Origin of the sequence: Bacillus sp. GBSW19 (genome assembly GCF_002998655.1) — a bacterium.
Taxonomy (GTDB): Bacteria; Bacillota; Bacilli; order Bacillales; family Bacillaceae; genus Bacillus.
Genome location: NZ_PVRF01000003.1, coordinates 366108 through 389927, shown reverse-complemented (window position 1 = coordinate 389927; position 23820 = coordinate 366108). Strand labels below are relative to the sequence as shown.

Genomic DNA, 23820 nt, shown 5'->3' with positions numbered 1-23820 from the left:
TGATGAAAGACATGTCATGATGGAGACATGAAGCAGTGCCATGTTTTCGGATTTACTGGTTGAGGTGATTTTTCAAATCCCCTTTTTTATCTTGAAGCTTTCCTTTTGCCTGATCCTTTTTCCCTTCTGATTTCAGATTTTGATGATCTGTTGCTTCGCCAAGCTTTTCTTTCACTTGACCTTTGACTTGATTTGTTTTTCCTTTCGCTTTATCCATATGTCCTTTTTCTTCACTCATTTGTTCCACCTCCACGTTTGATACTATTCATTTAGCCTTTTTGAGAGATACAAAACATCTGAGTGTGCGATCCAAGAAACTACAGCAACATGAAAATCCAGCCAAGGTCGGCTGGATTAAAAATAATGATCTATAAGATAGACTTAAAAGCTTTAACCTGTTTTACTCTGATCGTATTCAACCAGATCACCTAGAATTTCGTCAATCTGATTCATCATCTCAGTTTCAATTTTCACCTCAGATGCTAAAGCATTCTCCCTCACCTGTTCTGGACTAGAAGCACCAATAATTGCTGCAGAAACGTTCTGGTTTTGCAGTACCCATGCTATCGCAAGCTGAGCGAGAGTAAGATCAACCTCTTGTGCGACGGGCTTAAGCTTTTGGATCGCCTCTAAGGTGTTATTATTCATCCAGCGTTGAGCAAGGTTTTTAAAAAAAGGTTTTCCAGCAGATGAGTTAGCACGCGAATTAGTCGGAAGTGATTTTCCTGGGAGATACTTTCCAGTAAGGATCCCCTGCGCCAAAGGCGACCATACTACCTGGCCAAGTCCTTCACGCTGGCAGGTCGGTATTACATCACTTTCAATGATTCTCCATAACATGGAGTATTGAGGTTGGCTGGCGATAAGGGGGACATTTAGCTCTCGTGCAAGCGCTGCCCCTCGAGTAATTTGTTCTGCTGTCCACTCACTTACACCAATATAGTTCACTTTACCCTGTCTTACTAGATCTGCGAAAGCTAACATCGTTTCTTCCAGAGGTGTAGTTGGATCAAACCTGTGTGCATAGTAAATATCAATATAATCCGTTTGTAAACGTCGCAAAGAGGCATTACAGTTTTCCAAAATATGCTTGCGTGATAATCCTCTATCGTTTTTCCCAGTACCAGTTGGATGACATACTTTTGTACAAAGTTCAATACTCTCCCGCCGGATCCCTTTTAAAGACCTGCCTAGTATCTCTTCAGCCTTGGTGTCTGAATAAACATCAGCAGTATCAAACGTCGTAATACCAACATCAAGAGCAGCTTTCACACAATCATGGGCAGTTTCTTCATTTATCTTACCACCATGATTAATCCAGTTTCCGTAAGCAAGTTTACTAATTGTTAATCCACTAGATCCAAGTTTACTATACTCCATAACAATGCCCTCCTTTTGAAAGAATACTTTCATTATAAAAAGAGGTCGTTAATATGTATAATATATATATTCAGATAAATATATATATATTTTATATAATTAAAAATATTTCCATTAAAAAAGCGCAAAACTGTTTAATAACAATCCTTTGTAATCATTTTACACAATAAGCAAGTATGAAATTTATAGGGGGGCATAAAAAATGGATCTGAGACAAATACGTTATTTTATAATGGTTGCTGAAGAACTAAATTTTAGCCGGGCAGCTGAACGTCTTAAAATGGCACAGCCTCCATTAAGTCAAGAAATTCGTAAATTAGAAGAAGAGTTAGGTGTTACGCTTTTTCATAGAACGAAAAGACAGGTTAAACTTTCAGATTCGGGGAGAGTATTTTTAGAAGAAGCCCGCCGTACGCTTCTTCAAGTAGATAGAACGATTAAAGCAACACAACTTGCAGATGACGGAAGGATAGGTCAGTTAAAGATCGGTTTCGTAGATTCTACTGATATTGTGATCGATATTATTAAAAGGTTTCGAGAAAATTTTCCTAACATCCATCTTGTCTTATGTGAAATGGCTACAGAACAGCAGTTAAAAGCACTATATAAGAAAGAAATTCAAATAGGATTTATTCGTTCTAACCAAAATAATAAGATACTTACCTCAGAAATTTGTTGTGAGGAATCATTAAGCTTGGTTTTGCCAGAAAATCATCCTTTAGCTTCATTTCCCAAAGTTCCAATTCATTTATTAGCCAATGAACCATTTATCATGTTTCCACGTCATCTAGGTGCAGCATTTTATGATTTAATTATCAGCTACTTTTGGGAAAATAGCATAAGTTTAAACGTAGTTCAGGAAGCTATTCAAATGCATACGATTGTTAATTTAGTTGCTGCAGGAATGGGAATCTCTGTGGTTCCATCCTCAGTAGAAAGCGTAAAACGCGCAGGGGTTGTTTATAGAAAAATCCAAGAAACTACACCAAAAGTAAATTTATATGTTTCATGGAGACAAGATGATACATCAACCGTCGCTGACCACTTTTTAACAGTTGTGAGAGAAGCTTATTTAAGTTCTCAGTCTAAATCATGAAGATCCAGACAGGGTCAGCTGGATTAAAAAATACTTATCTATAAGACAGGCTTAAAAGCTTTAACCTGCAATGTACACGTTTCAGGTATGATAGACATAATGGAAAGAAAGGTTGGTGCTCTGTTCAATGATCATCTCTGAAAACATATTCACCGTTCGTGGTTTGACCTATCGTATTCGGTCTGCTGCAATTGGCGATGCCAAGCAGTTATCAGCTCTCAGACTGAAAATTGATGGTGAAACAGAATATTTAGACCGTGAACCAGGCGAAGCCTTTCTTCATGAAAAAGATTTTGAGGTTTTGATTCAAGAGGATGCCAAACAAAGCAGGCATTTATTTTTGGTCGCTGATATTGAAGGAGAGATTGTCGGTTTCTCTAGATGTGAGGGACATTCACTCAAGCGCTCTGCTCACAAAGTGACATTTGGCATCGCCATACAAAAGGATGCCTGGGGCTATCACATTGGCAAAGAGCTTTTAGCCGCTTCTATTGACTGGGCTGATCAGCAAGGCATCCAGAAGATGTCACTTCACGTGCTGGAAACCAACCAAAAAGCCATTCGGTTATATGAGCGCCATGGCTTTCTGATTGAAGGGGTATTAAAAAATGATAAACGGCTGGCAGATGGACTTTATTACAATACTGTTGTGATGGGCAGGCAGAGGCCAAGCTTCTGACTACTTACATCACATAGCCCCATACCATTGAAATCGCACTGTATATCAGAAGCAGCCCCATGACAAACTGGAACGGTTTTTCGTAAGCAGTCAAAAAGCGCTTATATAAAGAGCCAAATAGGCTCCAGCTGAATGTACCGAGAAAGCCAATAAGTGCGAGAATCAATGTCCATATCACATACTGCATATTAGATTGTCCATATGGCAAAACAAAGGTTGAAATCACGGTCAACCCATACAAGATCGCTTTTGGGTTGATAAATTGCAGCATCATACCAGGAACAAAATGATTGTAGCGGTCAAGGGTTTCGTCATCCCCGCCTTTACTTTTCATGATTTTGACAGCTAAATAAATCATGTATGCGGCTCCGATGAACGCCATGACCCAGCCTATTTTCGGCATCACTTGATAAAGAATGATATTAAAGAAGCAACTCAAACACAAAATGACGAGAAATCCGATGCCCACACCTAAACAAAATCGAAATGTTTGCTTGACCCCATATTTATTCGTAAAGACCATGGCCATGATGTTGTTTGGCCCCGGGGTAAAGCTGCTCACAAAAGCATAGATCAACATAGAAAGAATCAAGTTGCCGCCCCCCTCGTGCGTTATTAAGACTTTAATTACTTCATTGCGTATGTTACGTTTTATTGTAACGTTCGGTCTTTATAAAGTAAATAGAGAAAGGAGTTTTTTCATGGAAGATGTACAATCGATTATTTCTAAAAATGTGAGGCTTCTTAGAGATCAAAAAAAATTAAGCCTAGAAAAGATGGCAGAATTAACTGGTGTCAGTAAAACCATGATTGGACAAATTGAAAGAGGAGAATCAACCCCTACCATCACGACTTTGTGGAAAATCGCCAACGGATTAAAGGTGTCTTTTAGTGAGCTCATTTACGCACCACAGCCTGAAATCAAGGTGGTACGCAAGGAAGATGCACAGATTTTAACGGAAGATGACGGGAGATATCGCGTGTATACGACTTTTCCCTTTGATGACCGGGGAAAATTTGAAGTGTACCGAGTAGAAATTGATCCTGGCGGGTCGCTGCATGCGAATGAACATATTGGCGGAACAGAGGAATTGATCACTGTTTTTGAGGGAGCGCTTGATATATCCATTGGTGATGAGCAATACAGCTTAAAGGCCGGCGACTCCATTCGTTTTAAAGCGGACCGTTCGCATGCATATAAACAAACCGGAGAACAAATGGTACGGCTGCAAATGATTCTTTATTATCCTCATGAAAAAAGCTGACAGGCTTGTCCACCTGTCAGCTTTGCGTTTTATTTAATTAAATCCCGGATCACGTACAACCGTTCCAGTAAATGTGACTCTGTATTTTCCTAATCCTAATTCTTCAATAGAGGTTTGTTTTAAAATACCGACCCAGCCATCCTTTGCATAGACAATACTTTCTGGGATGTTCGAGGTCGTATACGTTCTTGTTTCTGAGACAGTTCGACTCGCCTGAACGGTTATTTCACTTTTTGTTTGCTCCTTTGCTTCCACTGGAGCAGCTGTGACCCCGGCACCTGTTAAGACAATTGCTCCAACCAAAACTGAAGACATGACCTTTTTCATAAAAAAAATCCCTCCCTTTTTTTGTTGAACATATTAACCATACCATAATTTAGTCCTTTTATAAGTTATTTTTTCATTTTTTTGAAAATTATGATATGATTGTCTTATGTTGGATAGAGAGTGTTCTATACTTCTATGCTTTTATCCTCATCTCATTCCGTCAAACAATTGTGAACGGAGGTGATTTCATGAAAAAATGGCTCATCTGTTTTCAACTTGTTTTCCTCTTCACCTTGACGACCACACCACTTGCTTCTGCTGCTTCATGTCCTACAGTGAAACCTTGTGTTATTGATCCTTAAGCATCAAAAAGGTCGATCAAACCTATGCACTTGATCGACCTTTTTCGTTATGCTTGCTCTGCTTCCCAGCGGGCAATCTCTTCTCTTACTTTAGGAGCGACTTCTTTTCCAAATAACTCAATGGCTTTTAATACTTGATCATGCGGCATGGAACCAACCGGTACATGAAGCATAAAACGCGTGATTCCTACATTTTTTCTAAGGTGAATCACTTTCTCTGCCACTGCATCTGGATCTCCTACATACAGGGCGCCTTCTAACGTTCTCGCTGCATCAAATGTAGAACGAGTATATGGACCCCAGCCTCGCTCTCTTGCTAATGTGTTCATCACATGCTGTGTGGAAGGGAAGAATTGGTCTGCTGCAAGATCTGTTTCTTCCGCAACAAATCCATGCGAATGTGACGCTACGGTTAATTTCTCTGGGTCATGTCCAGCGTGCACTGCCGCTTGCTTATACAGCTGTACAAGCGGTGCGAACTGTCTAGGACTCCCGCCAATGATAGCAAGTACTAGCGGCAGCCCCAATAATCCAGCACGTACAACAGATTCACGGTTTCCCCCACTGCCGATCCAGATTGGAAGCGGATCTTGAACGGGTCTTGGATATACCCCAACATCTTGAATAGATGGGCGATGCTGTCCGCTCCATGTTACACGCTCGGACTGCTGTAATTTGAGCAGCAAATCAAGCTTTTCTTCGAATAATTCTTCATAATCATTCAGGTCATAGCCAAAGAGCGGGAATGATTCAATAAATGAACCACGGCCTGCCATGATCTCTGCACGCCCGTTGGATAGTCCATCTAATGTTGCAAAATCCTGAAAGACACGAACAGGATCTGCTGATGAAAGGACTGTCACTGCACTTGTCAGACGGATATTCTTTGTCTGTGTTGCCGCAGCCGCTAAGACGACAGCAGGATTCGATGCAGCGAAATCTTGTCGATGATGCTCACCTACTCCAAATACATCAAGGCCGACTTGATCTGCTAAAATAATTTCTTCGACTACTTCTCGAATACGCTGTGCGTGACTGACTGTTTTTCCTGTTTGAAAATCAGGTGTTGTTTCTACAAATGTACTAATTCCTAGTTCCATGAATGGAACCCCCTATCTTATAAGTATGTTACGAATTCAGAGACTGGTTTTCTGTAGCCTCTCGCTTGTCTGCTCTCTACTTTTTCTTTTCCGAGTGTGATCATTAATACAGGAACCAAATCCGACTCGATGTTCAACACATTTTTCATTGCTTCAGGGTCAAAACCGATCATTGGGCACGTGTCCCATCCCTTGTTTTTGGCGGCGAGCATAAACAGCATCGCAGATAATGAAGCATTGCGGATCGCCTCTTCTTTCTGAAAATCCGCTCCTCTCTGTTCATAAAAGGTCATCGTCTCTCTGACCATTTCTTCGTATTGCTGCGTGTTTAAAATGCCAAGCATTTTCAGACCTTCATAGATGTTCCCCGCTTGCTGATAAGCTTTTGGGTCTCCCAGTACAATGATCGCTGCTGAGGCGGAATGCACCTTATATTGTCCAAATGCAGCTTCTCTTACTTGTTCTTTGAGACCTTCTGTTTGGACGACGACATATTGTGTGTGCTGTAAGTTAAAAGCAGATGGTGCCATTTTGACTTCTTCAAATATGCTGTTAAGCTCTTCTCTCGAAATCGAGATATTTGGCAAAAAATTTGATGCGGATCGTCTTTCACGTACCAATGTATCAAAGCTGAGTGTCATCGTGTTTCCCCTTTTCGTGAAGTTGTTTTGCACCTAAACCGATTTTTTTTAGTAATTCAATGAGCCGTTCTTTTTCTTCTTTTTCAATAAAGGATAGGTTTTGCGAAATGACATCTGTGTGTTTAGGAAAAATGTCATCAAACAATTGCTTTCCTTTTTCCGTCAGCAATACATGAAATACACGTTTATCAGAGGGTGCACATTGCCTTTTCACCAGCTCTTGTTTTTCTAGTTTGTTCACGACATATGTCATGCTTCCACTTGGGATTGACAGGATGTCGCTGATCTTTTGGACAGGATGCGGCCCCTTACTATAGAGCAATTCAAGGATCTGAAAGTTCTCAAATCCGATATCATAACGTTCAATGTCTGTTTGGATATTTGTAAAAAGAGCTTGATAGGCTTTCATCCACACGCGGAATAGCCTTAAGTCTAATTCATATTCATGCTGCACCATGGCAACTACTCCTTTTTTCAAGAAATCCTAAAACTAGGATAAATTTATCCTAACACTAGGATATTTTATTGTCAACGAGTTTGTTTCATAAAAAAAGACCACCTCAGGTCAGTGATCCTCTTCTTTTAAGACAAAATGCATTTCAGCTATCTGCTTGTATTGTCGTACTTCTTTTAATGAAAACCTGGATTCCATATCCGCTGGGGAAAACAGAGGAATGCCTCTCCCAATCATGACAGGTGCGATTTGAAGGTAAAGCTCATCAACCAATCCTGCTTTTATGAAAGACTGAAGCAGTTCCCCGCCGCCGACAATCCAGATATGCTGACCTGGTACATCTTTTAATTTTTTCACAAATGATAAGATATCTTCTCGAATGATATGAGTTCCTTTCAGACTGTCTTGTAAAGTACGTGACATGATATAACAAGTCTTTCTTTCATAAGGAAACTCATCTGGTGACAGCTGAAGAACCTGTTCATATGTATTGCGCCCCATGATCAGCGTATCAACTGACGCATAAAAGTCATCATAGTTCGTATCTTCTTCACCCTCTGTCCCTATTAGCCAATCGAGCCGGTGATCCTCTCTCGCTAAATAGCCATCGATACTCATCGCCCCATAAAAAAGCAGCTTCCTTTTCTGACTCAATCCCATCACTCCTTACCCTAAATAAGAACATATATTCTATCCCCATTGTATCAGAAAGGAAAGACAAAGGATACAAGGGTTTGCCATCTTCCATTTTCATGTCTTCAACACCGTGATTCAATAAGGTATCCTCTTCAGGTAATGATATAATAAAGTCAGTTCAATCAATGATCATACTTGGAGGAGAGACTGATGATACGACGACTTGATCATATCGTGTTGACTGTACAACATATGGAGGACACCATTCGCTTTTATACAAACGTATTAGGAATGAAGGAAGAAACCTTTGGAGAAGGCCGTAAAGCGCTTCGTTTTGGTTTACAGAAGATCAACCTTCATGAAGCTGGTCATGAATTTGAGCGGGCAGCGGCTCACCCACTTCCTGGCTCTAGTGATTTGTGCTTTATCACCGATTTAGATATGGATAGTCTGCTGCTGCACCTTCGCAAGCAAGTGGTTCCTATTGAAGAAGGGCCAGTCAGGCGCACAGGTACATTAGGTCCGATTGAATCTGTTTATATCCGTGATCCTGATCTGAATTTAATTGAAATTTCTCGATATATAGAGGAGGGTGATCCGTCATGACCCGCTTATTTTTGAGACCGATCGAAGAGCAGGATTATCCTGGTATTCAAAGAGGATGCCAGCATGCAGAAACTCTTTATATGACTGGCACACGCAAAACGTTCACACTAGAAGAGATTCGTTCAGCCTATACCCGATTTTTACAAGATGACAGCAGACGAGATTTCGCCATTTGTCTGCTAGACACGAAAGAAATGATTGGGGATGCGGCGATTGTGGACATTGATCCAATTAATCATACGGCAAGCTTCCGCATTGCGCTTCATGGACCAGAACATTTCCAAAAGGGCTATGGTACAGAAGCTGTCCGGATGGTTCAAGCATTCGCCTTTGATACATTAGAACTCAATCGTCTTGAGCTCGAAGTCTTTTCCCATAATCCAAGAGCCTTCAGAAGCTATGAGAAAGCCGGATTTCAATATGAAGGGAAAAGACGCCAAGCACTCTATTTCAATGGAACCTACTCAGATGTGATCATCATGGGCATCCTTCGTGAAGAATACAATCAGATGAACAGTGGAGATGCCCCCGCTTAAGAAGGGTCATCTTTTTTAAAAAATTGAATCGCTGTGACGATGATCAAACAAATCATGGAAGAGAGAACGATAGAGATGCTTGATATACTAAGCGCCATGCCTTCCCATCTGCCAATGAAGAAACTGGATATCAATAAAACCAATCCAAATAGAATGAAGCATATAGGGAGGATTAGCCCCGCATGACGGTGTCTGCGTCTTTTCCCTGCCCACCATGAGAGACACAATACAACGATTGTAAAAATAGCGGTTTGCAGCCAAAACATGTTGTTTCAACTCCCATTCTCTTTTTTATCTTATAACAATGGAGGTACTTCCAATGAACATTAGACCCATTGAGCAAAAAGACAATCCGTATATCGCAGCGATTATCCGCCAGTCACTAGAATCGGCGAATTTGGCGATTGAAGGAACCGCCTACACTGATCCCCACCTTGACCAGCTTTTCGAATACTATCAATCATTGACTCATGCAGCCTATTGGATTGCTGAAGAGAATGGTGACATTGTAGGCGGCGTAGGCATTGCTCCATTTACAAACGACATCTGTGAATTACAAAAGCTTTATTTAAGTCCAAAGGCACAAGGAAAAGGTGCGGGCAAAAAACTGATGGATACGGCGCTGCAATATGCCTCTACATACTACGAAGCATGTTATTTAGAAACCCGCCAAGAATTAACTGCAGCCACCGGCCTTTATCAGCGATATGGCTTTTCTCTTCTCTCTGAACCGATTGATGGCTCTGAGCATTCTGCGATGGATGCTTGGTATCTCAAAACCTTCTCATCATGAGCCATAAAACACTCGATAGGTTTTTGTCTGCTGAAAGCCTAGCTTCTCTGCCAGTTTGATCGAAGCTAGGTGATGGACATCGCAATCCCAATGCGGTGTCCTCTTATTTTCAAGACAGCTCCTGATCATATGCTGACCTGCCAGCTGCGCCAAACCTTTCCCCCGGCAGGCTTCTTCTGTCCAAATATCGATCTCCACACGATCTTCACTTGAAAAAATGGAGACACATTCACTCACCACGTTCTCTCCATCTAAGATGGCAACTCCGATTCCTTTTGATAGAAAGCGCGCCGCTCTCCCCCAATAGGCTTCGTAATAGCTAGGAGGAAAAGCCCTGCTTGCATTGATCACCTGTTCATTTGTCCGCTCTACTCTATAGCCCGGATGAGGCACATGGACATAAGAATGTGCCTGCGGAAAAACGTACGCATGTCTTTCCATCTCATTTAGATGTGAACCAAGACATTTTTTCATCATCACATCTGTTGATTGATTCGCTGAAAATACGGTAAACCGGCCGTTTTGTCTTCTCTGTCTTTCGTAAACATCCACAATGAAGGCCAAGCAGCGTGACAGCTCCGCTTCTCTCTTGCCTGCAACATAATAAATGCCGCATGCAGCTTCAAGAAAAAAAACAAGAGGGTGCTCTACATCATCTACATAAAGATGCCCTTGTATGAAACCATCCATGACCGCATCTACAAACACTGGATATGCCGGGTCGATCTGGCGAATTCCTTCTTTCATCGATGGTGACCTTTGCTTCTCCAAGAGATGCACAGTGCTCCCTCCTTTCACGAACATGTTCTTTCCTTCCATTATAAATAAAAAGCTGCGCGCATGCAGTGACTCTTTTTACCCTTTACCGTGGAACTACTTTACCATCCCTGCACCTGTCAACATTCTCATCTCCACCGCCATCAATTTAGCCTTTCAATTAGGGGCGGTCGCGTTATATTCGACTGCTTTACTGCAATTGATTATGCCTTATTTCAACGGCATTGCCTTTCTGACACTGACTGGTCATATCATCGCCTTTCTGTTTACAAAAAGCATCAAAATCAAAAAATGGCACAGGCATTGAATCGTCTGAAGCCACAGTCATAAAAAAAGAGACCTCAATAAAGGTCTCTTGTCTGTTATTCTGCCGCAGGCTCTTCTGCCTTCCCTTTCCAAATAAGGGTTAAGCCTAACCCGAGAAATAAGACAACACCTGCGAATAGAAATGGGAAATGTATATTTTGATCGAATAAAATGCCGCCAAGTGCTGGGCCGAAAATCGTACCTAGGCTTGTGTAGGTGGAGTTCATCCCTGCGACAAATCCTTGCTGGTTTCCAGCGATTTTGGATAAGAAGGTCGTTAATGCTGGTCGCAATAAATCAAACGCAAGGAAAATGACACATGTGACAATCAGTACAACCAAAAAGCCTGAAACGACTGTCGAAACGAAAGCAAGGACCGCACCGACAATCAGGCATAGCTGAATGACTCTTTTCTCCCCTAGGGCATTAACCAGTTTACCAAACACAAGTACTTGGATGATGACCGCCACAATCGAGCTGACGGTAATGATGACGGCAATATCTTTTGGTCCAAATCCAAACTTATGATTTGTAAACAAGCTAAAGACTGTTTCATACGCAGATAGTCCAAAAGCGAGGACAAACACAATGATAAAGGCGATGAGATAGCTTGGATGAATCGATTTTTTCAAATCTTTAAAGAAAGTAGATTCCTTCACTTGACCCATTTGTTTCGCTCGCTCTTCTTTTGTTAATGGCTCCTTCAGCATAAACATAGACGAAATGACGGCAATAAACGCAATCCCTGCTGCAAAGAAGAATGGCAGGCGTACGCCATATTCTGCGATAAATCCGCCAATGCCCGGGCCAATAATAAAACCGGTACTAATGGCCGCTGACACATAGCCCATTGCCTTTGATCTTTCTTGAACGGTCGTGATATCTGCGACATAAGCAGTGACAGCCGGCATGATAAATGCCGCACTAATGCCGCCTAGCAGCCTTGCAAAATACAGCACATACACGTGTGTCCCAAGACCGAAGACGAGTTCTGATAACGCAAATAGAAACAGTCCTGACACAATCATAATCTTTCTTCCGTAGCGGTCTACCCATCTCCCTGCAATAGGTGAAGCAATGAGCTGAGCCACGGCAAACGCCGCCACAAGGTATCCCATCGTACTCCCTGTTAGATGCATTACATTCATGAATAGCGGCATGACAGGAATGATGAGACCGATGCCTAAAAACGCAATAAATATATTACTTAATAAAATAACGAGTACAGCTTTTTGCTCACGAATCGGTTTTTGCATGATGTTTGTTTCTCCTTTACTGACTCACTTGTTACTCATGATGGTTGATTCCGTGAATAAACAATGAGATCGCCTCTTTTTGTAACTCTTTCTTCTGTTGGATGGTGTCACTTTTATATAACACGTCTAATCCGTAAAAAACGGAAAGTAATATTTTCACTTTTGACTCCACATGCTGAATTGACCAGCTGCCATCTTCGTTTCCTTCAAGTAAGATGTCTCTCATCACATCATCAAAATCGGCATCAATCTTGTTCAGCCGTTCCATGACCTCGTCTGATGTAAAGGCACTTGCACAGAATTCCTCACTCGCTCTCATTAATGGGTAGTTAATCCCCATTTGACTGAGCAGCTCTGCAAATCCGGCGAGCTTATCAATGGCCCGGTGCATCGTTTGTTTCTCCTGATGCCACGTCTCCATCATCAAACGGTGATCCTCTTCCATGATATGAAGGAACAAGAACTCTTTTCCTTTAAAATGGTGATAGAGATTGCCTTTACTAACCTCAGCAGCCTCTAGAATATCCCGCACGGATGTTTCTGAATATCCTTTTTTCGCAAATAAATCACGAGAAGCGGTGACGATTTTTTGCTTCGTCTTCTCGCTCTTTCCAGCCCCGCTTTGTGTACTTGTCATCTTTCACAATCCCTTCTACCTTGCTTTTCTTTGCAAGGACAAATCAAAACCGACCAGTTGGTTTATTTTTTTATTATAAATGGATCTTTTTCAAAATACAATGAAAAAGTCATCGAATTCATAAGGAGTGAATCATGTGAAAACAAACAATACAGTCATTTATGCCCTCTCATCATTTAATAATTCTTAATATTTAACTTCACTTAACAATAAGGATTGCCTATAATAGAATAGAGGTGATGTCATTGGATGAGGAAATCATTCATTACGGTAAAAAAATCATTGAATACTCAAATGCACTAGGCTCTATCTATGTAGAAGAGTATCAACGATTTTTAAAACATGAGTATGCAGATTTATCAGCCAAACAAGAGCTGACACTTGAATTATTACGGACAAAAACGAGAACAATCAACGAACTAGCTGATTACTTTTCAATTTCGGCAAGTGCCGCTAGCCAGCTTGTATCAAAGCTTGAGCAGCTTGGCTATGTCAAACGAGAAATTAATCCACATAACCGAAGAGAAATCATTGTTGATTTTGCTCAAAAGGGTCATGACTATCACAAGAATACGGAAGAAATTCAATTGCACCTTATTCAAAAATACTATGCAAGGCTTCCAAAAGAAGATTTAAAAACATTATTATCTCTATACGAAAAAATCTATCAGATTGCAAAAGAAGCGCCTTAATTCGGTGTTTCTCTCATCAACATTTAAGTTAGATAAACTATTAAGGGGATGAAAATATGGGTAGGATTCATTTACAAGATGGACGTCATATTGGTTTGTGTGAATACGGTGATCTTGAAGGGTTTCCAGTATTCTTTTTTCACGGAACACCTGGATCAAGAGTCATGTTTTTAGATGATGACCCAATCTCTAAAGAGCTCGGTGTTCGCCTCATCTGTCTAGACAGACCTGGATTTGGTTTATCTACCCCTCAACCTGACCGTACGATTTTAGACTGGGCAAAAGACGTGCTGGAAGTAGCAGATCATCTAGGCATTCACCATTTTTCAGTGATGGGTGTATCTGGAGGCGGCGCATTCGCTGCTGGCTGTGCCTACCAATTGCCGAATCGAGTCCTTTCAGCCGCTTTGATCTCAAGTACAACTCCTTTTCAGGACGGAAAACCGCCTAAAAGTATGCTGAAAGAGAACAAATTGGCTTTTTTCCTCAGTAAGAAGTTCCCTTGGCTATTGAAAGCAAGCTATCGTTCCCAGAAAAAAATGATTGAGAAAAAACCAGAGAAATTTAAGAAGCTGGCCAAAAATGGGAACAAACATTTACATCCATGGGACCGTCAATTCCTTCAAACCGATGAGCAGTTAGAGATGATGATGATGCATTTACACGAAGCCACTCGTCAATCGGTGGATGAATGTATTCATGAACCATATTTGCTCTCGCAGCCATGGGCATTCGATATGAAAGATATACAAATCCCTGTTGATGTATGGCATGGAAAAGAGGATACAATGGCTCCATTTGTAGAAATAGAAAAAATGGCTCCAACGATTCCAAACGTCAAAACCTATTATATAGATCAAGCGGGACATTTTCTTACAGATGTAGACGATATATGGCGAGATATTTTACTCTCTTTAAAAACACGTGCTGAAAAGTATCATCAGGAACATGCATAAAAAAAGACCCGAAACTTCGGGTCCCTTTCTTCATTAATATTTTTCATAATATGTCTGTACTTTATCTGGATCTTTTGTCTTCGTTAGAGCGAGCATAAGCAGAATGCGTGCTTTTTGTGGATTTAATGAATCCGATGACACAAAGTGATGTTCATCATCCATTTTTTCGTGGGTCACAATTCCATTTCCCGCACGGCTTGATCTCACGAGGACCACATCTTTCTTCACTGCATCTGTTGCCCCTTTGATGGCTTCTGTTGACATCGTTCCATTTCCTGCTGCGGCAACGACAATGCCTTTCGCTCCTGCTTTTACTGCTGCATCATACATGTATTTATGATCATTTTGATAGCCGTATAAAATATCAACTTGCGGTAATTCTTTTATTTTTGATACATCAAATTCACTTTCAGTCGTATGTTTTCTTGTTGATTCGTTATAGAAGGAAACCACTTCACCAGCAATTTCTCCAATGTAGCCATGCTCAAGAGACTTGAAGGAATCGGTTGTGGTCGTGTTTGTCTTTGAAATAAATCGAGCTGATGCAATTCGGTCATTTAACGTGACCATGACACCTTTGCCCTTTGCTTCTTTTATAGAGGCAATTTTGACAGCATGATACAAGTTCAGCGGACCATCCGCACTGATAGCAGACGCTGGTCTCATTGAGCCAACGACCACAACTGGCTTATCACTTTTGACAACCAGATGTAGAAAGTAAGCTGTTTCTTCAAGTGTGTCTGTTCCATGCGTGATGACTATGCCATCCACCTGATCATCATTTAAGAGTTGATTCACTCGTTTGGCTAATTTTAAAAGAAGGGCATTATCAACATTTTCACTGCCAACATTCGCTACCTGCTCACCGGTAACGTTTGCAATATCCTTTAGCTGAGGAACTGAAGCAATGACTTTATCGATGCCAAGTGAACCGGATTTATATCCTGTCGTATCTGTATCACTGTTCGAACTGCCAGCAATCGTCCCGCCTGTCGCTAATACCTTAATATTAGATAAGGACTTATTCCCTGTTTCTACGGCTGTCGTTTTGTCCTTTGATTGATTAGTTGCGCTTTCTTTTTCGCTTTGATTTTTCTCTTGGGTACTTGTATTGGCACAAGCTGCTGTCGACAGTAATAAAACAGAAAGAAGGACAGCACCTAACCATTTTGTTACGTTCATTCGATCATCTCTCTTCTTAAATGTGATGGATTCAAAGCTAGATCTCTTTCTATAGGGTTTACTTTATACCATTCCTTCATTCATCGGCATGAGGCGAAAGATACAGAACCAAATAAAGGAAAAATGGTCATTATCACAATCATTTATTTACATCTAAATACCTAACTTTACTTTTAAAAGAGGAGATATTGAGGTTGTTCAATCAATAAAAGTAAACAATACTAGATCATCAATTTATGATAAAATATAGTAAATTTTACAAAAAAGGAGTATACGTATTGCAAATGCTTCAATCATTTCACAAAATCCTAATAACACTATTCCTTAGTTCGATTTTACTCAGTCTGTTCGTATGCTTCTATCCACCGATTCAGGGAGAGCCTGCGTTCCTGGTATTTTACATTCCCATCTTTTTTGTTTATTATTTCGTTTTTGCGGTTCCTTTGCAGTTGTTGTTTTCTTTGCAACCAAAGGCTTTCCATCCTCTTTATTTAGCCGCTTATTTACTGATTGCAATGGTTGTCATGCTTTTTGTCATTGATGGTATTGGGAGCTCGGCATCTGTGCCTATCGTCATCATGAGCAGTCTCATCTACTGGATCTTTGATTCTTTGTTTTATCAAAGAACGCATGAAAAAAACACCTAATGCAAAGGTGTTTTTAGCTGCTCTAGTATGTTTTCACAGTGATCCAAGTACGCTTGGCTAAGCAGGAAGTCTTTCGGTGCGGCGATCGCTGCTAATGTGACCAGGGTATTTGAATGATGAATGAGCGGATTCAGCATTGAATGCTCTACGCCTCTAATTGTTTGAACATGCAACCATTTAGGTGCTACTTCTTTTTCGTAGATCCTTTTTGTTTCAGCAGAATCTACATTTCGGTCATTCTGCGCCAAAACCAAATAGGTCGGTGATTGGATGCACTTGATATCTGAAGTTGCATCGGCTTTCATGTTCTTTTGAATGAATTCAAATCGATCTTTTGTCATCTCTTGATCGTCCGTTTTCTTTTGATATGTGCGAAATGCTGCGCCTTCTACTAATAATTTGTTTTGCTCATCTTCTTTTTTGAGTGTTTTTTGAATTTGTTCTTTAGATGCATCCGCTTCTTTTAATGTTTGAAGTGTATAGTACCTTCCCTGTCTCATCCAATTGACAGCAGGCCCGACAAGAATGGAGGCTGTGATATCTGTTCGATCAGCCATTACTTTTGGGATCACCCAGCCTGCTTGGCTTGCTCCCCATAAGATGATTTGTTTTGATTGAAGATCAGGCTCTTTTTTCGCCCATTTGATCACATTGTCTACTTCTTTTGCACGATCCTCCATGGATTGATGGAGCCAGTTTCCTTCTGATTGACCCACCCCGGGCTTATCCCATGATATAGATGCATAGCCTTGCTTTGCAAAGCGTTCCATTAAGGGTCTGTATCCTCCGTCATATGTGGCATTTTGAGGACCATCCCCGTGTACAAAAAGCACAACTCCTTTGATTGGCGCTTTCTTAGGCGTGGTCACGATACCTGATAATGTCCCATTTTCAGTCTCCATGACGACTTCCTTTTCATTCATAGCAAAGCTGTTTTCATAAACTACAAATGCTGCGATGAAAATGAGTACTGCTGCTGCGATGATCAGCCAAATCCTTTTTTTCATCTTCTATTCCCCGCTCCTTGTTCAACTGTGTACACCATTGAATTTTGGTACGTGACAGAGACTGGTACATTCTCATATAAGATGATAGAAGAAGGTTGTGCACTCTCTTGTGTAAAAGGTACTTCATGTAGAAAAGCCTCAATTTCTTCAATGACCTTCTCTTCATCTCCAGCTAAAAAGCTTTTGACCGCGTAAGAACCTGCATCCAGTCTCACATCATAATCACGTTCATTTGATACATAATAAGAAATTGTTGTGTCATCTTGCAGATTGATCACATAATATCTCTCCTCAAAAAGAGACAGATCCAGCTCCTTTTGATGAACGATTTGTTTAAAGTCCAGCTCTGTTTCACCCTTTAGAAGATGATGCGGGATCTGTTTTAAATACCGAATTGGCCGATCTTGGATGGTTGTTTTATTAAGCTGAAGGCTGTTTTGAATCGACAGCATATGCTCCAGACGCTGTTTCACTTCGCTTAGTTCCTGTATTTGCTTCTCGACCTGATCCAGCATTTCTTGGTAGGACAGAGTGATACTTTGTTCATTCAAAAAGGTCTCGCTTATATCTTTTAAAGAGAAGCCCGCCTTTTTTAAGAAGAGGATTTGATAAAGGGTGTAAATCTCTTTTTCATCAAATAATTGGTATCCATTTTGAGCAACCTTCGCAGGGCGTACGAGATCCTGTTCTATATAATGACGAAGCGTATACTTTGTGATGTTTAATAGCTTACATACTTCTCCACTTGTTACATACGTCACTAGATTCCCTCCTTGTGTACACATTCTAAACCATGTGGTTACCACACAGTCAATCATGCCATAAAAAAATCACCGAGGAAATCTGCCCTCAGTGATGTGTCATTTCTATTTCATACTTGGACCAGCATGTGTAAAAATCGGGTCTTTCAATTCAAAGTCGAATGTCTTGCCGTCAACAATACCGACTGTTTTTTCATGATCATAAAGCTCGAGCAGACAAGCTGCCATTTCTTTTGATGTATGATATTTCTTGATATTGCCTTCATATTCAAATTGGTCTACATCTAATGAACGCTTTGCAAATTCTGATTCTGTCGCGGAAGGCGCTAATACTTTTGCCTGTAAGTTAGCTCCTTTTTCTTTCAACTCTAGTGCCAGTCCTTCTGTAAAGGCACTCACGTAAAACTTCGTGGCTGAATAGGTGACGGCATTGCCGACGACTGTATAGCCCGCTCTTGAAGAAATGTTGATCAGCTGAGCCCCTTCTACTTGCTCATAATCACGAACAAATAAAGTGGATAAAATCGTTAAGGCTTCGATATTCAGATGAAGCATATCCCCAATTTTACTTACATCCTGTTCTCCTATTGAACCGAAATGGCCAAACCCTGCATTATTAATGAAGGTGTCAAGCTCATATTCAGCCAACGATTCATAAAATGAATACACTTGCTCCATGTCGGTTAAATCGACAGACTGTATGTTTACTTTGATCTCGGGATATTGATCAAGAATCTCTTTCTTCAGTTCTTGGAGTTTCTCGAGCCGGCGTGCAGCTAAAATAAGGTTTTTGCCTCGTGCTGCAAAGGCTAGCGCCGCCTCATACCCAATACCTGAACTTGCTCCTGTAATGACTGTATAGCTCAATTATATCCCCCTATTAACGTCTTCTAACTGGTTAAATTATAACGACAGCACTTCGCTCTAGTCAATTTTGAAGAGAATCACACGGTTTATTAACTTGTCTCACTTCATTCATCATGTTGGAGGATGTCATGTTGAGATTTTTTTGTTAATTTGTGAAAAACCAATTGGTAGGAATGTTCGATTAACTCCTCTACAAATGAAGATGGAATGTCCGCATCAAGGTAAATCGAATTCCAATGAGTCTTATTCATATAATAGCCCGGAATAATCCCCTCATGCGCCTCTCTTAGTTCTTCAGCTCGTTGAGGGTCACATTTTAAAGTGATGACAGGTTTTCGACTCGCATCTCCGCCCATCATAGCAAACATCTTTCCACCAATATGATAACGATCTGCATGCCATTCTGGCTGATAATCATGGGTTACTCCTTTTAAAGAAAGACAAAATGCCTGTAGTTTCTCTTTTTCCATTAGATTCGCTCCTTTTTTAAGTCGTCTTCTATTCTTTCTATTATATCGACAATGAAGGCAGATATCTGATCTTTTTCATTCACTTAACAACAATAAAAGCACAGACCCGCTGGGTTCTGTGCTTTTACATCACTGTTCTTATCTTATTCAAATGCCTTCTTCAATTGATCACTCATCAGATGCCAAGCCTCTTCAGCTATTGCTAAATCTCCGGCATGCGTGAAGGCGTGAGGGACTCCTTTAAACTGTCTGTACGTGACATCTACCCCTGCTTCTTTTAACTTCTCCGCATATTGTTCGGCTTCTTGAGCTAGCGAATCTCTTTCAGCTGTGATAACGAGAGCTGGTGGCATTTGTGCCAAGGATGAACGATCGGCAAAGATCGGAGAAACGAGCGGATTGTGCGGATCTTGGCCTTGCAGATAGAAGGCATTAAAGAGTCTCGCCATTTCAACTGGGATCGCTTCTTCAAACGCTGGTTTTTGTGCTGGATCAGTGGCTAAATCAAGCGGCGGATAATCAAGCACTTGATAGACAATCGGGAGTTTGTTCCCTTTTTGAATATTTAAGAGACAAGCAGCCGTTGCCAAGTTTCCTCCTGCGCTATGTCCGCCAATGGCTATTGCTTTGGGATCTATTTGAAGCTCATCAGGGTGTTCATACAGCCACTTCAGCACATCGTAGCATTCATGAAGAGCGGCCGGGAAAGGGTGCTCTGGGGCAAGCTGATACTCCACATTGACGACGATACATTGCGCTCGGTCTGCAATGACCGGACACCAGTGGTTATCCATTTCAGCACTGCCTAGGATAAATCCTCCGCCATGTAAATTCACAAAAACAGGAAGCGGCTGCTTTGATGTGTTGACCGGCTTAAATACCCATACCTTTGTTTCGCCAGCACTTGTTGGAATGTCATATTCCATTTTGTTTACTTCAGGAGGATGGACTGGTTTTAGTTCCGATTGACTCGGTAATGAACCTTCAGCTGGTTGACGTAATGACGCAGCGATTTTGATTTGTTCTTCTAAGTTCATGATCTCAGTCTCCTATCTTATTCATTTCTTCTAACTCATTCGTTCCTTTTTCCTCTTTTCCTTCTACTGAATCAGCAGCACATTCTCATTGGTTCACTTTTTATCTATCTCCCCATTTTCGCTCTCTTTGAAACAAGCATTGGGCAAATCAAAAAAGCACTGCGGCGCTAGGTCCTCAGTGCTTTTCATCTATTTTATGAAACTTGCTGTTCTACTTTCACTCGTTTAATGAAGAAAGCGATGATCAAACCAATGACGGTCATGATCACAGCAAAGATAAATGCATGCTGGACGCCATTTGTAAAGGCGAGCAGCTGGTTCATCGGATTTGCGGGATCAGCCACATTTTCCATAAAGCTGCGGGTCCCTGATGAAAGGATCGAAATACCGACCGCAGTACCAATAGCTCCTGACACCTGCTGCAATGTATTCATAATCGCTGTACCATGCGGATATAGCTCTGGCGGCAGCTGATTTAATCCATTTGTTTGTGCAGGCATCATGATCATCGCGATTCCGACCATTAACGTAATATGAAGGGTCACAATGTATCCAATCGATGTATTCACACTTAAATTCGTGAAGCCAAACATCGTCGCTGCGACAATGACAAGCCCTGGAATCACAAGCCATTTTGGTCCAAACTTATCAAATAGCCCACCCATGATTGGAGATAGCAGACCGTTGATAATTCCACCAGGCAATAGCATTAAACCTGCTGTAAATGTCGTTAGTGCCAAGGATGTTTGCAGATACAATGGCAAAATCATCATAGCAGACAGCATCACCATCATACACACTAAGATCAGCAGTAACCCAATGACAAACATCGGATATTTAAACGGACTTAAGTTCAACATCGGTTCCTTCATATTCAACTGTCTGAGAGAGAATACAAGAATCCCAATGACACCTACTACAATTGCAACGATAACATGCATACTGCTCCAGCCACCGCCTTCACCGGCACTGCTAAAGCCATACACAATTCCTCCGAAACCAATGGTTGAAAGCACAATCGATAAAATGTCGATTTTTGGTCTTGTTGGCTCCGTAATATTTTGCATAAAGATAAAACCAAAGACGAGTGCAGCTATTAATAACGGAAGTGAAATCCAGAAAATCCAATGCCAAGTCAGCGATTTCAAAATAAGACCAGAGACTGTTGGACCAACAGCTGGTGCAAACATGATCACAAGACCTATAATCCCCATTGATCTGCCTCGTTTATGAGGCGGGATGATCACCAAAATCGTATTGAACATCAATGGAAGAAGCAATGCTGTACCGACTGCCTGTACGACACGTGCCACCATTAAAATACTAAAGACTGGCGCAACCGCCGCAATAAATGTTCCAATGATCGAAAAGATGAGCGACGTAATGAAAAGCTGTCTTGTTGTAAACCACTGAAGAATGAGTCCTGAAATTGGTACGAGAATACCAAGTGTTAATAAATATCCTGTTGTCAGCCACTGAGCTGTCGTTGCTTCAATACCAAAGTCTAACGTTAAGCTTCTCAGCGCCATATTTAGTGCTGTTTCACTGAACAAGCCAATAAAACCAGCTGTAATAAATGAGATAATAATGGGCAGCGTTCGAATATGAGAAGCTGCTGCTTGCTGTTTGTTCATAGTAGGTTGGCTCCTTTTCTTTTTCAATTTAGATCAATCATAGGAAGTCAGGCTGGTCAGAAATGAGCCACTTCAATGTCTATTGAAAACAGATAAAATCTGTTTCTCTGCAGCGAATTGAGCGATTTTTTCGATTGAATAACCAGATTCACAAATATAAAACATCAGTTCAGGCGTCATCGGAGAGGACATACATAATGTCGTCAGCTCAATATCCTGTATGTTCGCTTCCCCTTTTTCTTCTGCTTCCTCCAGCAAATCACGAATGATTTGTTTAAGCGATTGACTGTAATGACAATCATACACTTTACTTGTCTGCTCTAAATTTCCAGAGATTGTAAGCATCCGAATCCAGTCTAAATGATGACCGACGATGAGATGAATTTCTTCGAGCACATAACGCAAACGTTCACGAACCGGCTGGTCACTGATTTTGCTCAAGTAAAGATGCAAAGCAGGGATCAGCTGTTCAAATCTTTCTCCAAGGATAGAAAGGCACAAATCACTTTTATTGGCATAGCGGCGGTAAAGAGTGCCCTGCCCAACACCAGCCGTTTTGGCAATTTTATGCATGCTGACATTTTCCACGCCAAATTCCTGAAACAAAGAAAAAGCGACCTCTTCAATTTCCTTTCCAATATCCTTTTCCATGATGCCTCACCTTCTTTACCTTCATCCATATTGCACTTATCTCTATGTGTTAAATCTCATCTCTTTTGATTCTCATTAGGACAATTGTCCCGATATTATCTTACGGACAACTGTCCGCTTTGTCAATCATTCTTTATTAAATGGCATGAAAAGATCAAAAACTCAATTTTAACGAATGAGTTTTTGATGATCTTTTGCTGTTTATACCATTTTCTTTAGTAACTTCCTATGAAATAAGAGAAGAATCTAGCAAAAAATCCTCTTTAATATCATATATTAGACCGATTTTCCATTTTGAGAGAATCATGTATGATCAATTAGGAAAACGCTTTCAAAAAAGGAGAGGGGAATGCCTACATGTCTTACCGTTTGAAACGAATGTTGATGCTGCTTGTCACTGGATTAGTCTTGAGTTTGTCCACATTTACTGCGGGTGCCTCGGCACAAACAGGCGGGTCGTTTTACGAGCCTTTTAACAACTATAATACGGGGTTATGGCAAAAAGCCGATGGGTACTCGAATGGAAACATGTTTAACTGTACGTGGCGTGCAAATAATGTCTCCATGACGTCATTAGGTGAAATGCGATTATCGCTCACAAGTCCCTCCTATAATAAGTTTGACTGCGGAGAAAACCGTTCCACTCAAACATATGGCTACGGGCTTTATGAAGTCAGCATGAAACCAGCCAAAAATGTTGGGATCGTGTCTTCGTTCTTTACTTATACGGGACCGACTGATGGTACGCCTTGGGATGAAATTGATATCGAATTTCTAGGAAAAGATACGACAAAGGTTCAGTTTAACTACTATACCAATGGTGTAGGAAATCATGAAAAGATCGTCAACCTTGGTTTTGATGCAGCAAACTCTTACCACACGTATGCATTTGACTGGCAGCCTAACTCGATTAAATGGTATGTAGATGGACAATTAAAACATACTGCCACTACTCAAATCCCTCAAACTCCAGGAAAGATTATGATGAACCTCTGGAATGGTGCAGGTGTCGATGAATGGCTCGGCTCCTATAACGGTGTTACACCGCTCCACGCACATTATAACTGGGTGCGTTACACAAAAAGATAACCACATCACAAAACCTGTGAAAAGTCACAGGTTTTT

At 41.0% G+C, this 23820-nt stretch carries 31 protein-coding genes; 11 read left to right on the top strand and 20 right to left on the bottom strand.

Going from position 1 to position 23820, the window contains the following annotated elements; genetic code table 11:
• Positions 1-52: 52 nt before the first annotated feature.
• Positions 53-238, bottom strand: a complete 186-nt coding sequence (locus C6344_RS16365) for a CsbD family protein (RefSeq protein ID WP_066031265.1) — start codon at positions 236-238, stop codon at positions 53-55.
• Between the two features lie 152 nt (positions 239-390).
• Positions 391-1380 (bottom strand): aldo/keto reductase family protein, encoded by a 990-nt coding sequence (locus C6344_RS16360; protein ID WP_060595627.1) that lies wholly within the window; start codon positions 1378-1380, stop codon positions 391-393.
• A gap of 202 nt (positions 1381-1582) precedes the next feature.
• Between C6344_RS16360 and C6344_RS16355 the strand changes: the two genes are divergently transcribed.
• Positions 1583-2476: a LysR substrate-binding domain-containing protein gene (locus C6344_RS16355; RefSeq protein ID WP_060595626.1), complete on the top strand. Its 894-nt coding sequence runs from the start codon at positions 1583-1585 to the stop codon at positions 2474-2476.
• Positions 2477-2603: 127 nt separating this feature from the next.
• Positions 2604-3155: a GNAT family N-acetyltransferase gene (locus tag C6344_RS16350; RefSeq protein ID WP_060595625.1), complete on the top strand. Its 552-nt coding sequence runs from the start codon at positions 2604-2606 to the stop codon at positions 3153-3155.
• 4 nt (positions 3156-3159) lie between these two features.
• Here the strand turns inward: C6344_RS16350 and C6344_RS16345 are convergent, their stop codons facing one another.
• On the bottom strand, positions 3160-3747 hold the full coding sequence (locus C6344_RS16345; protein WP_060595624.1) for a LysE family transporter: 588 nt from the start codon (positions 3745-3747) through the stop codon (positions 3160-3162).
• A 109-nt stretch (positions 3748-3856) separates the two neighbouring features.
• On the opposite strand from C6344_RS16345, the gene C6344_RS16340 reads away from it, so the two are divergent.
• Positions 3857-4420, top strand: a complete 564-nt coding sequence (locus tag C6344_RS16340) for a helix-turn-helix domain-containing protein (RefSeq protein WP_034665985.1) — start codon at positions 3857-3859, stop codon at positions 4418-4420.
• A gap of 33 nt (positions 4421-4453) precedes the next feature.
• Here the strand turns inward: C6344_RS16340 and C6344_RS16335 are convergent, their stop codons facing one another.
• The 5 genes from C6344_RS16335 to C6344_RS16315 form a co-directional block, all read right to left on the bottom strand.
• The gene (locus C6344_RS16335; RefSeq protein WP_034665989.1) at positions 4454-4747 is read right to left on the bottom strand and encodes a hypothetical protein; all 294 of its coding nucleotides are present in this window, start codon (positions 4745-4747) and stop codon (positions 4454-4456) included.
• A gap of 349 nt (positions 4748-5096) precedes the next feature.
• Entirely contained in the window at positions 5097-6149 is a 1053-nt protein-coding gene (locus tag C6344_RS16330; protein WP_060595623.1) for an LLM class flavin-dependent oxidoreductase, read from the bottom strand.
• A 17-nt stretch (positions 6150-6166) separates the two neighbouring features.
• Positions 6167-6790 (bottom strand): nitroreductase family protein, encoded by a 624-nt coding sequence (locus C6344_RS16325; RefSeq protein ID WP_060595622.1) that lies wholly within the window; start codon positions 6788-6790, stop codon positions 6167-6169.
• Positions 6774-7247: a MarR family winged helix-turn-helix transcriptional regulator gene (locus C6344_RS16320; RefSeq protein ID WP_060595621.1), complete on the bottom strand. Its 474-nt coding sequence runs from the start codon at positions 7245-7247 to the stop codon at positions 6774-6776. Before C6344_RS16320 ends, C6344_RS16325 begins: the two co-directional genes overlap by 17 nt.
• Positions 7248-7355: 108 nt before the next feature.
• Entirely contained in the window at positions 7356-7898 is a 543-nt protein-coding gene (locus C6344_RS16315; protein WP_060595620.1) for a dihydrofolate reductase family protein, read from the bottom strand.
• Positions 7899-8090: 192 nt separating this feature from the next.
• Here C6344_RS16315 and C6344_RS16310 point away from each other — a divergent pair, with 192 nt between their 5' ends.
• Together C6344_RS16310 and C6344_RS16305 are read left to right on the top strand one after the other, a co-directional pair.
• Positions 8091-8486 carry a VOC family protein gene (locus C6344_RS16310; RefSeq protein ID WP_034666005.1) on the top strand — a complete coding sequence of 132 codons (396 nt, stop codon included), beginning with the start codon at positions 8091-8093 and terminating at the stop codon, positions 8484-8486.
• The gene (locus tag C6344_RS16305) at positions 8483-9022 is read left to right on the top strand and encodes a GNAT family N-acetyltransferase (protein ID WP_034666010.1); all 540 of its coding nucleotides are present in this window, start codon (positions 8483-8485) and stop codon (positions 9020-9022) included. The genes C6344_RS16310 and C6344_RS16305 overlap by 4 nt, the downstream gene beginning before the upstream one ends.
• On the opposite strand, the gene C6344_RS16300 is transcribed toward C6344_RS16305, so the two are convergent.
• The gene (locus C6344_RS16300) at positions 9019-9288 is read right to left on the bottom strand and encodes a YesK-like family protein (protein ID WP_060595619.1); all 270 of its coding nucleotides are present in this window, start codon (positions 9286-9288) and stop codon (positions 9019-9021) included. The genes C6344_RS16305 and C6344_RS16300 overlap by 4 nt on opposite strands.
• Before the next feature lie 53 nt (positions 9289-9341).
• On the opposite strand from C6344_RS16300, the gene C6344_RS16295 reads away from it, so the two are divergent.
• The gene (locus tag C6344_RS16295) at positions 9342-9815 is read left to right on the top strand and encodes a GNAT family N-acetyltransferase (RefSeq protein WP_034666017.1); all 474 of its coding nucleotides are present in this window, start codon (positions 9342-9344) and stop codon (positions 9813-9815) included.
• Here C6344_RS16295 and C6344_RS16290 read toward each other — a convergent pair.
• Positions 9810-10595: a GNAT family N-acetyltransferase gene (locus C6344_RS16290; protein WP_060595618.1), complete on the bottom strand. Its 786-nt coding sequence runs from the start codon at positions 10593-10595 to the stop codon at positions 9810-9812. The genes C6344_RS16295 and C6344_RS16290 overlap by 6 nt on opposite strands.
• A 1-nt stretch (position 10596) precedes the next feature.
• Here C6344_RS16290 and C6344_RS16285 point away from each other — a divergent pair, with 1 nt between their 5' ends.
• Complete coding sequence (locus C6344_RS16285) at positions 10597-10899, top strand: hypothetical protein (protein ID WP_223254340.1); 303 nt, start codon at positions 10597-10599, stop codon at positions 10897-10899.
• Between the two features lie 55 nt (positions 10900-10954).
• Here C6344_RS16285 and C6344_RS16280 read toward each other — a convergent pair whose 3' ends face one another.
• Together C6344_RS16280 and C6344_RS16275 are read right to left on the bottom strand one after the other, a co-directional pair.
• Positions 10955-12154 carry an MFS transporter gene (locus C6344_RS16280; protein ID WP_060595617.1) on the bottom strand — a complete coding sequence of 400 codons (1200 nt, stop codon included), beginning with the start codon at positions 12152-12154 and terminating at the stop codon, positions 10955-10957.
• Positions 12155-12185: 31 nt separating this feature from the next.
• Positions 12186-12791, bottom strand: a complete 606-nt coding sequence (locus C6344_RS16275; RefSeq protein WP_060595616.1) for a TetR/AcrR family transcriptional regulator — start codon at positions 12789-12791, stop codon at positions 12186-12188.
• 239 nt (positions 12792-13030) lie between these two features.
• Between C6344_RS16275 and C6344_RS16270 the strand changes: the two genes are divergently transcribed.
• Both C6344_RS16270 and C6344_RS16265 read left to right on the top strand, forming a co-directional pair.
• Positions 13031-13483 carry a MarR family winged helix-turn-helix transcriptional regulator gene (locus C6344_RS16270; protein WP_060595615.1) on the top strand — a complete coding sequence of 151 codons (453 nt, stop codon included), beginning with the start codon at positions 13031-13033 and terminating at the stop codon, positions 13481-13483.
• 56 nt (positions 13484-13539) lie between these two features.
• Positions 13540-14439 (top strand): alpha/beta fold hydrolase, encoded by a 900-nt coding sequence (locus tag C6344_RS16265; RefSeq protein WP_106037140.1) that lies wholly within the window; start codon positions 13540-13542, stop codon positions 14437-14439.
• 33 nt (positions 14440-14472) lie between these two features.
• Here C6344_RS16265 and C6344_RS16260 read toward each other — a convergent pair whose 3' ends face one another.
• A complete protein-coding gene (locus C6344_RS16260) occupies positions 14473-15621 on the bottom strand; it encodes a type II asparaginase (RefSeq protein WP_106031694.1) in 1149 nt (382 codons plus the stop codon).
• Positions 15622-16082: 461 nt separating this feature from the next.
• Here C6344_RS16260 and C6344_RS19265 point away from each other — a divergent pair, with 461 nt between their 5' ends.
• A complete protein-coding gene (locus tag C6344_RS19265; RefSeq protein WP_248065149.1) occupies positions 16083-16268 on the top strand; it encodes a hypothetical protein in 186 nt (61 codons plus the stop codon).
• Here the strand turns inward: C6344_RS19265 and C6344_RS16250 are convergent.
• The 7 genes from C6344_RS16250 to C6344_RS16220 all read right to left on the bottom strand — a co-directional run bounded on the left by C6344_RS16250 (position 16265) and on the right by C6344_RS16220 (position 22695).
• Entirely contained in the window at positions 16265-17275 is a 1011-nt protein-coding gene (locus C6344_RS16250) for an alpha/beta hydrolase family protein (protein WP_060595611.1), read from the bottom strand. The two genes, C6344_RS19265 and C6344_RS16250, sit on opposite strands and share 4 nt — an antisense overlap.
• The gene (locus tag C6344_RS16245; RefSeq protein WP_189313036.1) at positions 17272-18036 is read right to left on the bottom strand and encodes a MerR family transcriptional regulator; all 765 of its coding nucleotides are present in this window, start codon (positions 18034-18036) and stop codon (positions 17272-17274) included. Before C6344_RS16245 ends, C6344_RS16250 begins: the two co-directional genes overlap by 4 nt.
• Positions 18037-18141: 105 nt before the next feature.
• Positions 18142-18903 (bottom strand): SDR family NAD(P)-dependent oxidoreductase, encoded by a 762-nt coding sequence (locus C6344_RS16240; protein WP_060595609.1) that lies wholly within the window; start codon positions 18901-18903, stop codon positions 18142-18144.
• Between the two features lie 104 nt (positions 18904-19007).
• Positions 19008-19373, bottom strand: a complete 366-nt coding sequence (locus C6344_RS16235; RefSeq protein WP_106061844.1) for an MmcQ/YjbR family DNA-binding protein — start codon at positions 19371-19373, stop codon at positions 19008-19010.
• Between the two features lie 143 nt (positions 19374-19516).
• Complete coding sequence (locus tag C6344_RS16230; protein WP_106037135.1) at positions 19517-20410, bottom strand: alpha/beta hydrolase; 894 nt, start codon at positions 20408-20410, stop codon at positions 19517-19519.
• Positions 20411-20604: 194 nt separating this feature from the next.
• Complete coding sequence (locus C6344_RS16225; protein WP_034666046.1) at positions 20605-22044, bottom strand: DHA2 family efflux MFS transporter permease subunit; 1440 nt, start codon at positions 22042-22044, stop codon at positions 20605-20607.
• 72 nt (positions 22045-22116) lie between these two features.
• Positions 22117-22695 carry a TetR/AcrR family transcriptional regulator gene (locus tag C6344_RS16220; protein WP_034666049.1) on the bottom strand — a complete coding sequence of 193 codons (579 nt, stop codon included), beginning with the start codon at positions 22693-22695 and terminating at the stop codon, positions 22117-22119.
• A 357-nt stretch (positions 22696-23052) separates the two neighbouring features.
• Between C6344_RS16220 and bglS the strand changes: the two genes are divergently transcribed.
• A complete protein-coding gene (gene bglS, locus C6344_RS16215; RefSeq protein WP_060595606.1) occupies positions 23053-23784 on the top strand; it encodes a beta-glucanase in 732 nt (243 codons plus the stop codon).
• The last annotated feature ends 36 nt before the right edge of the window (positions 23785-23820 follow it).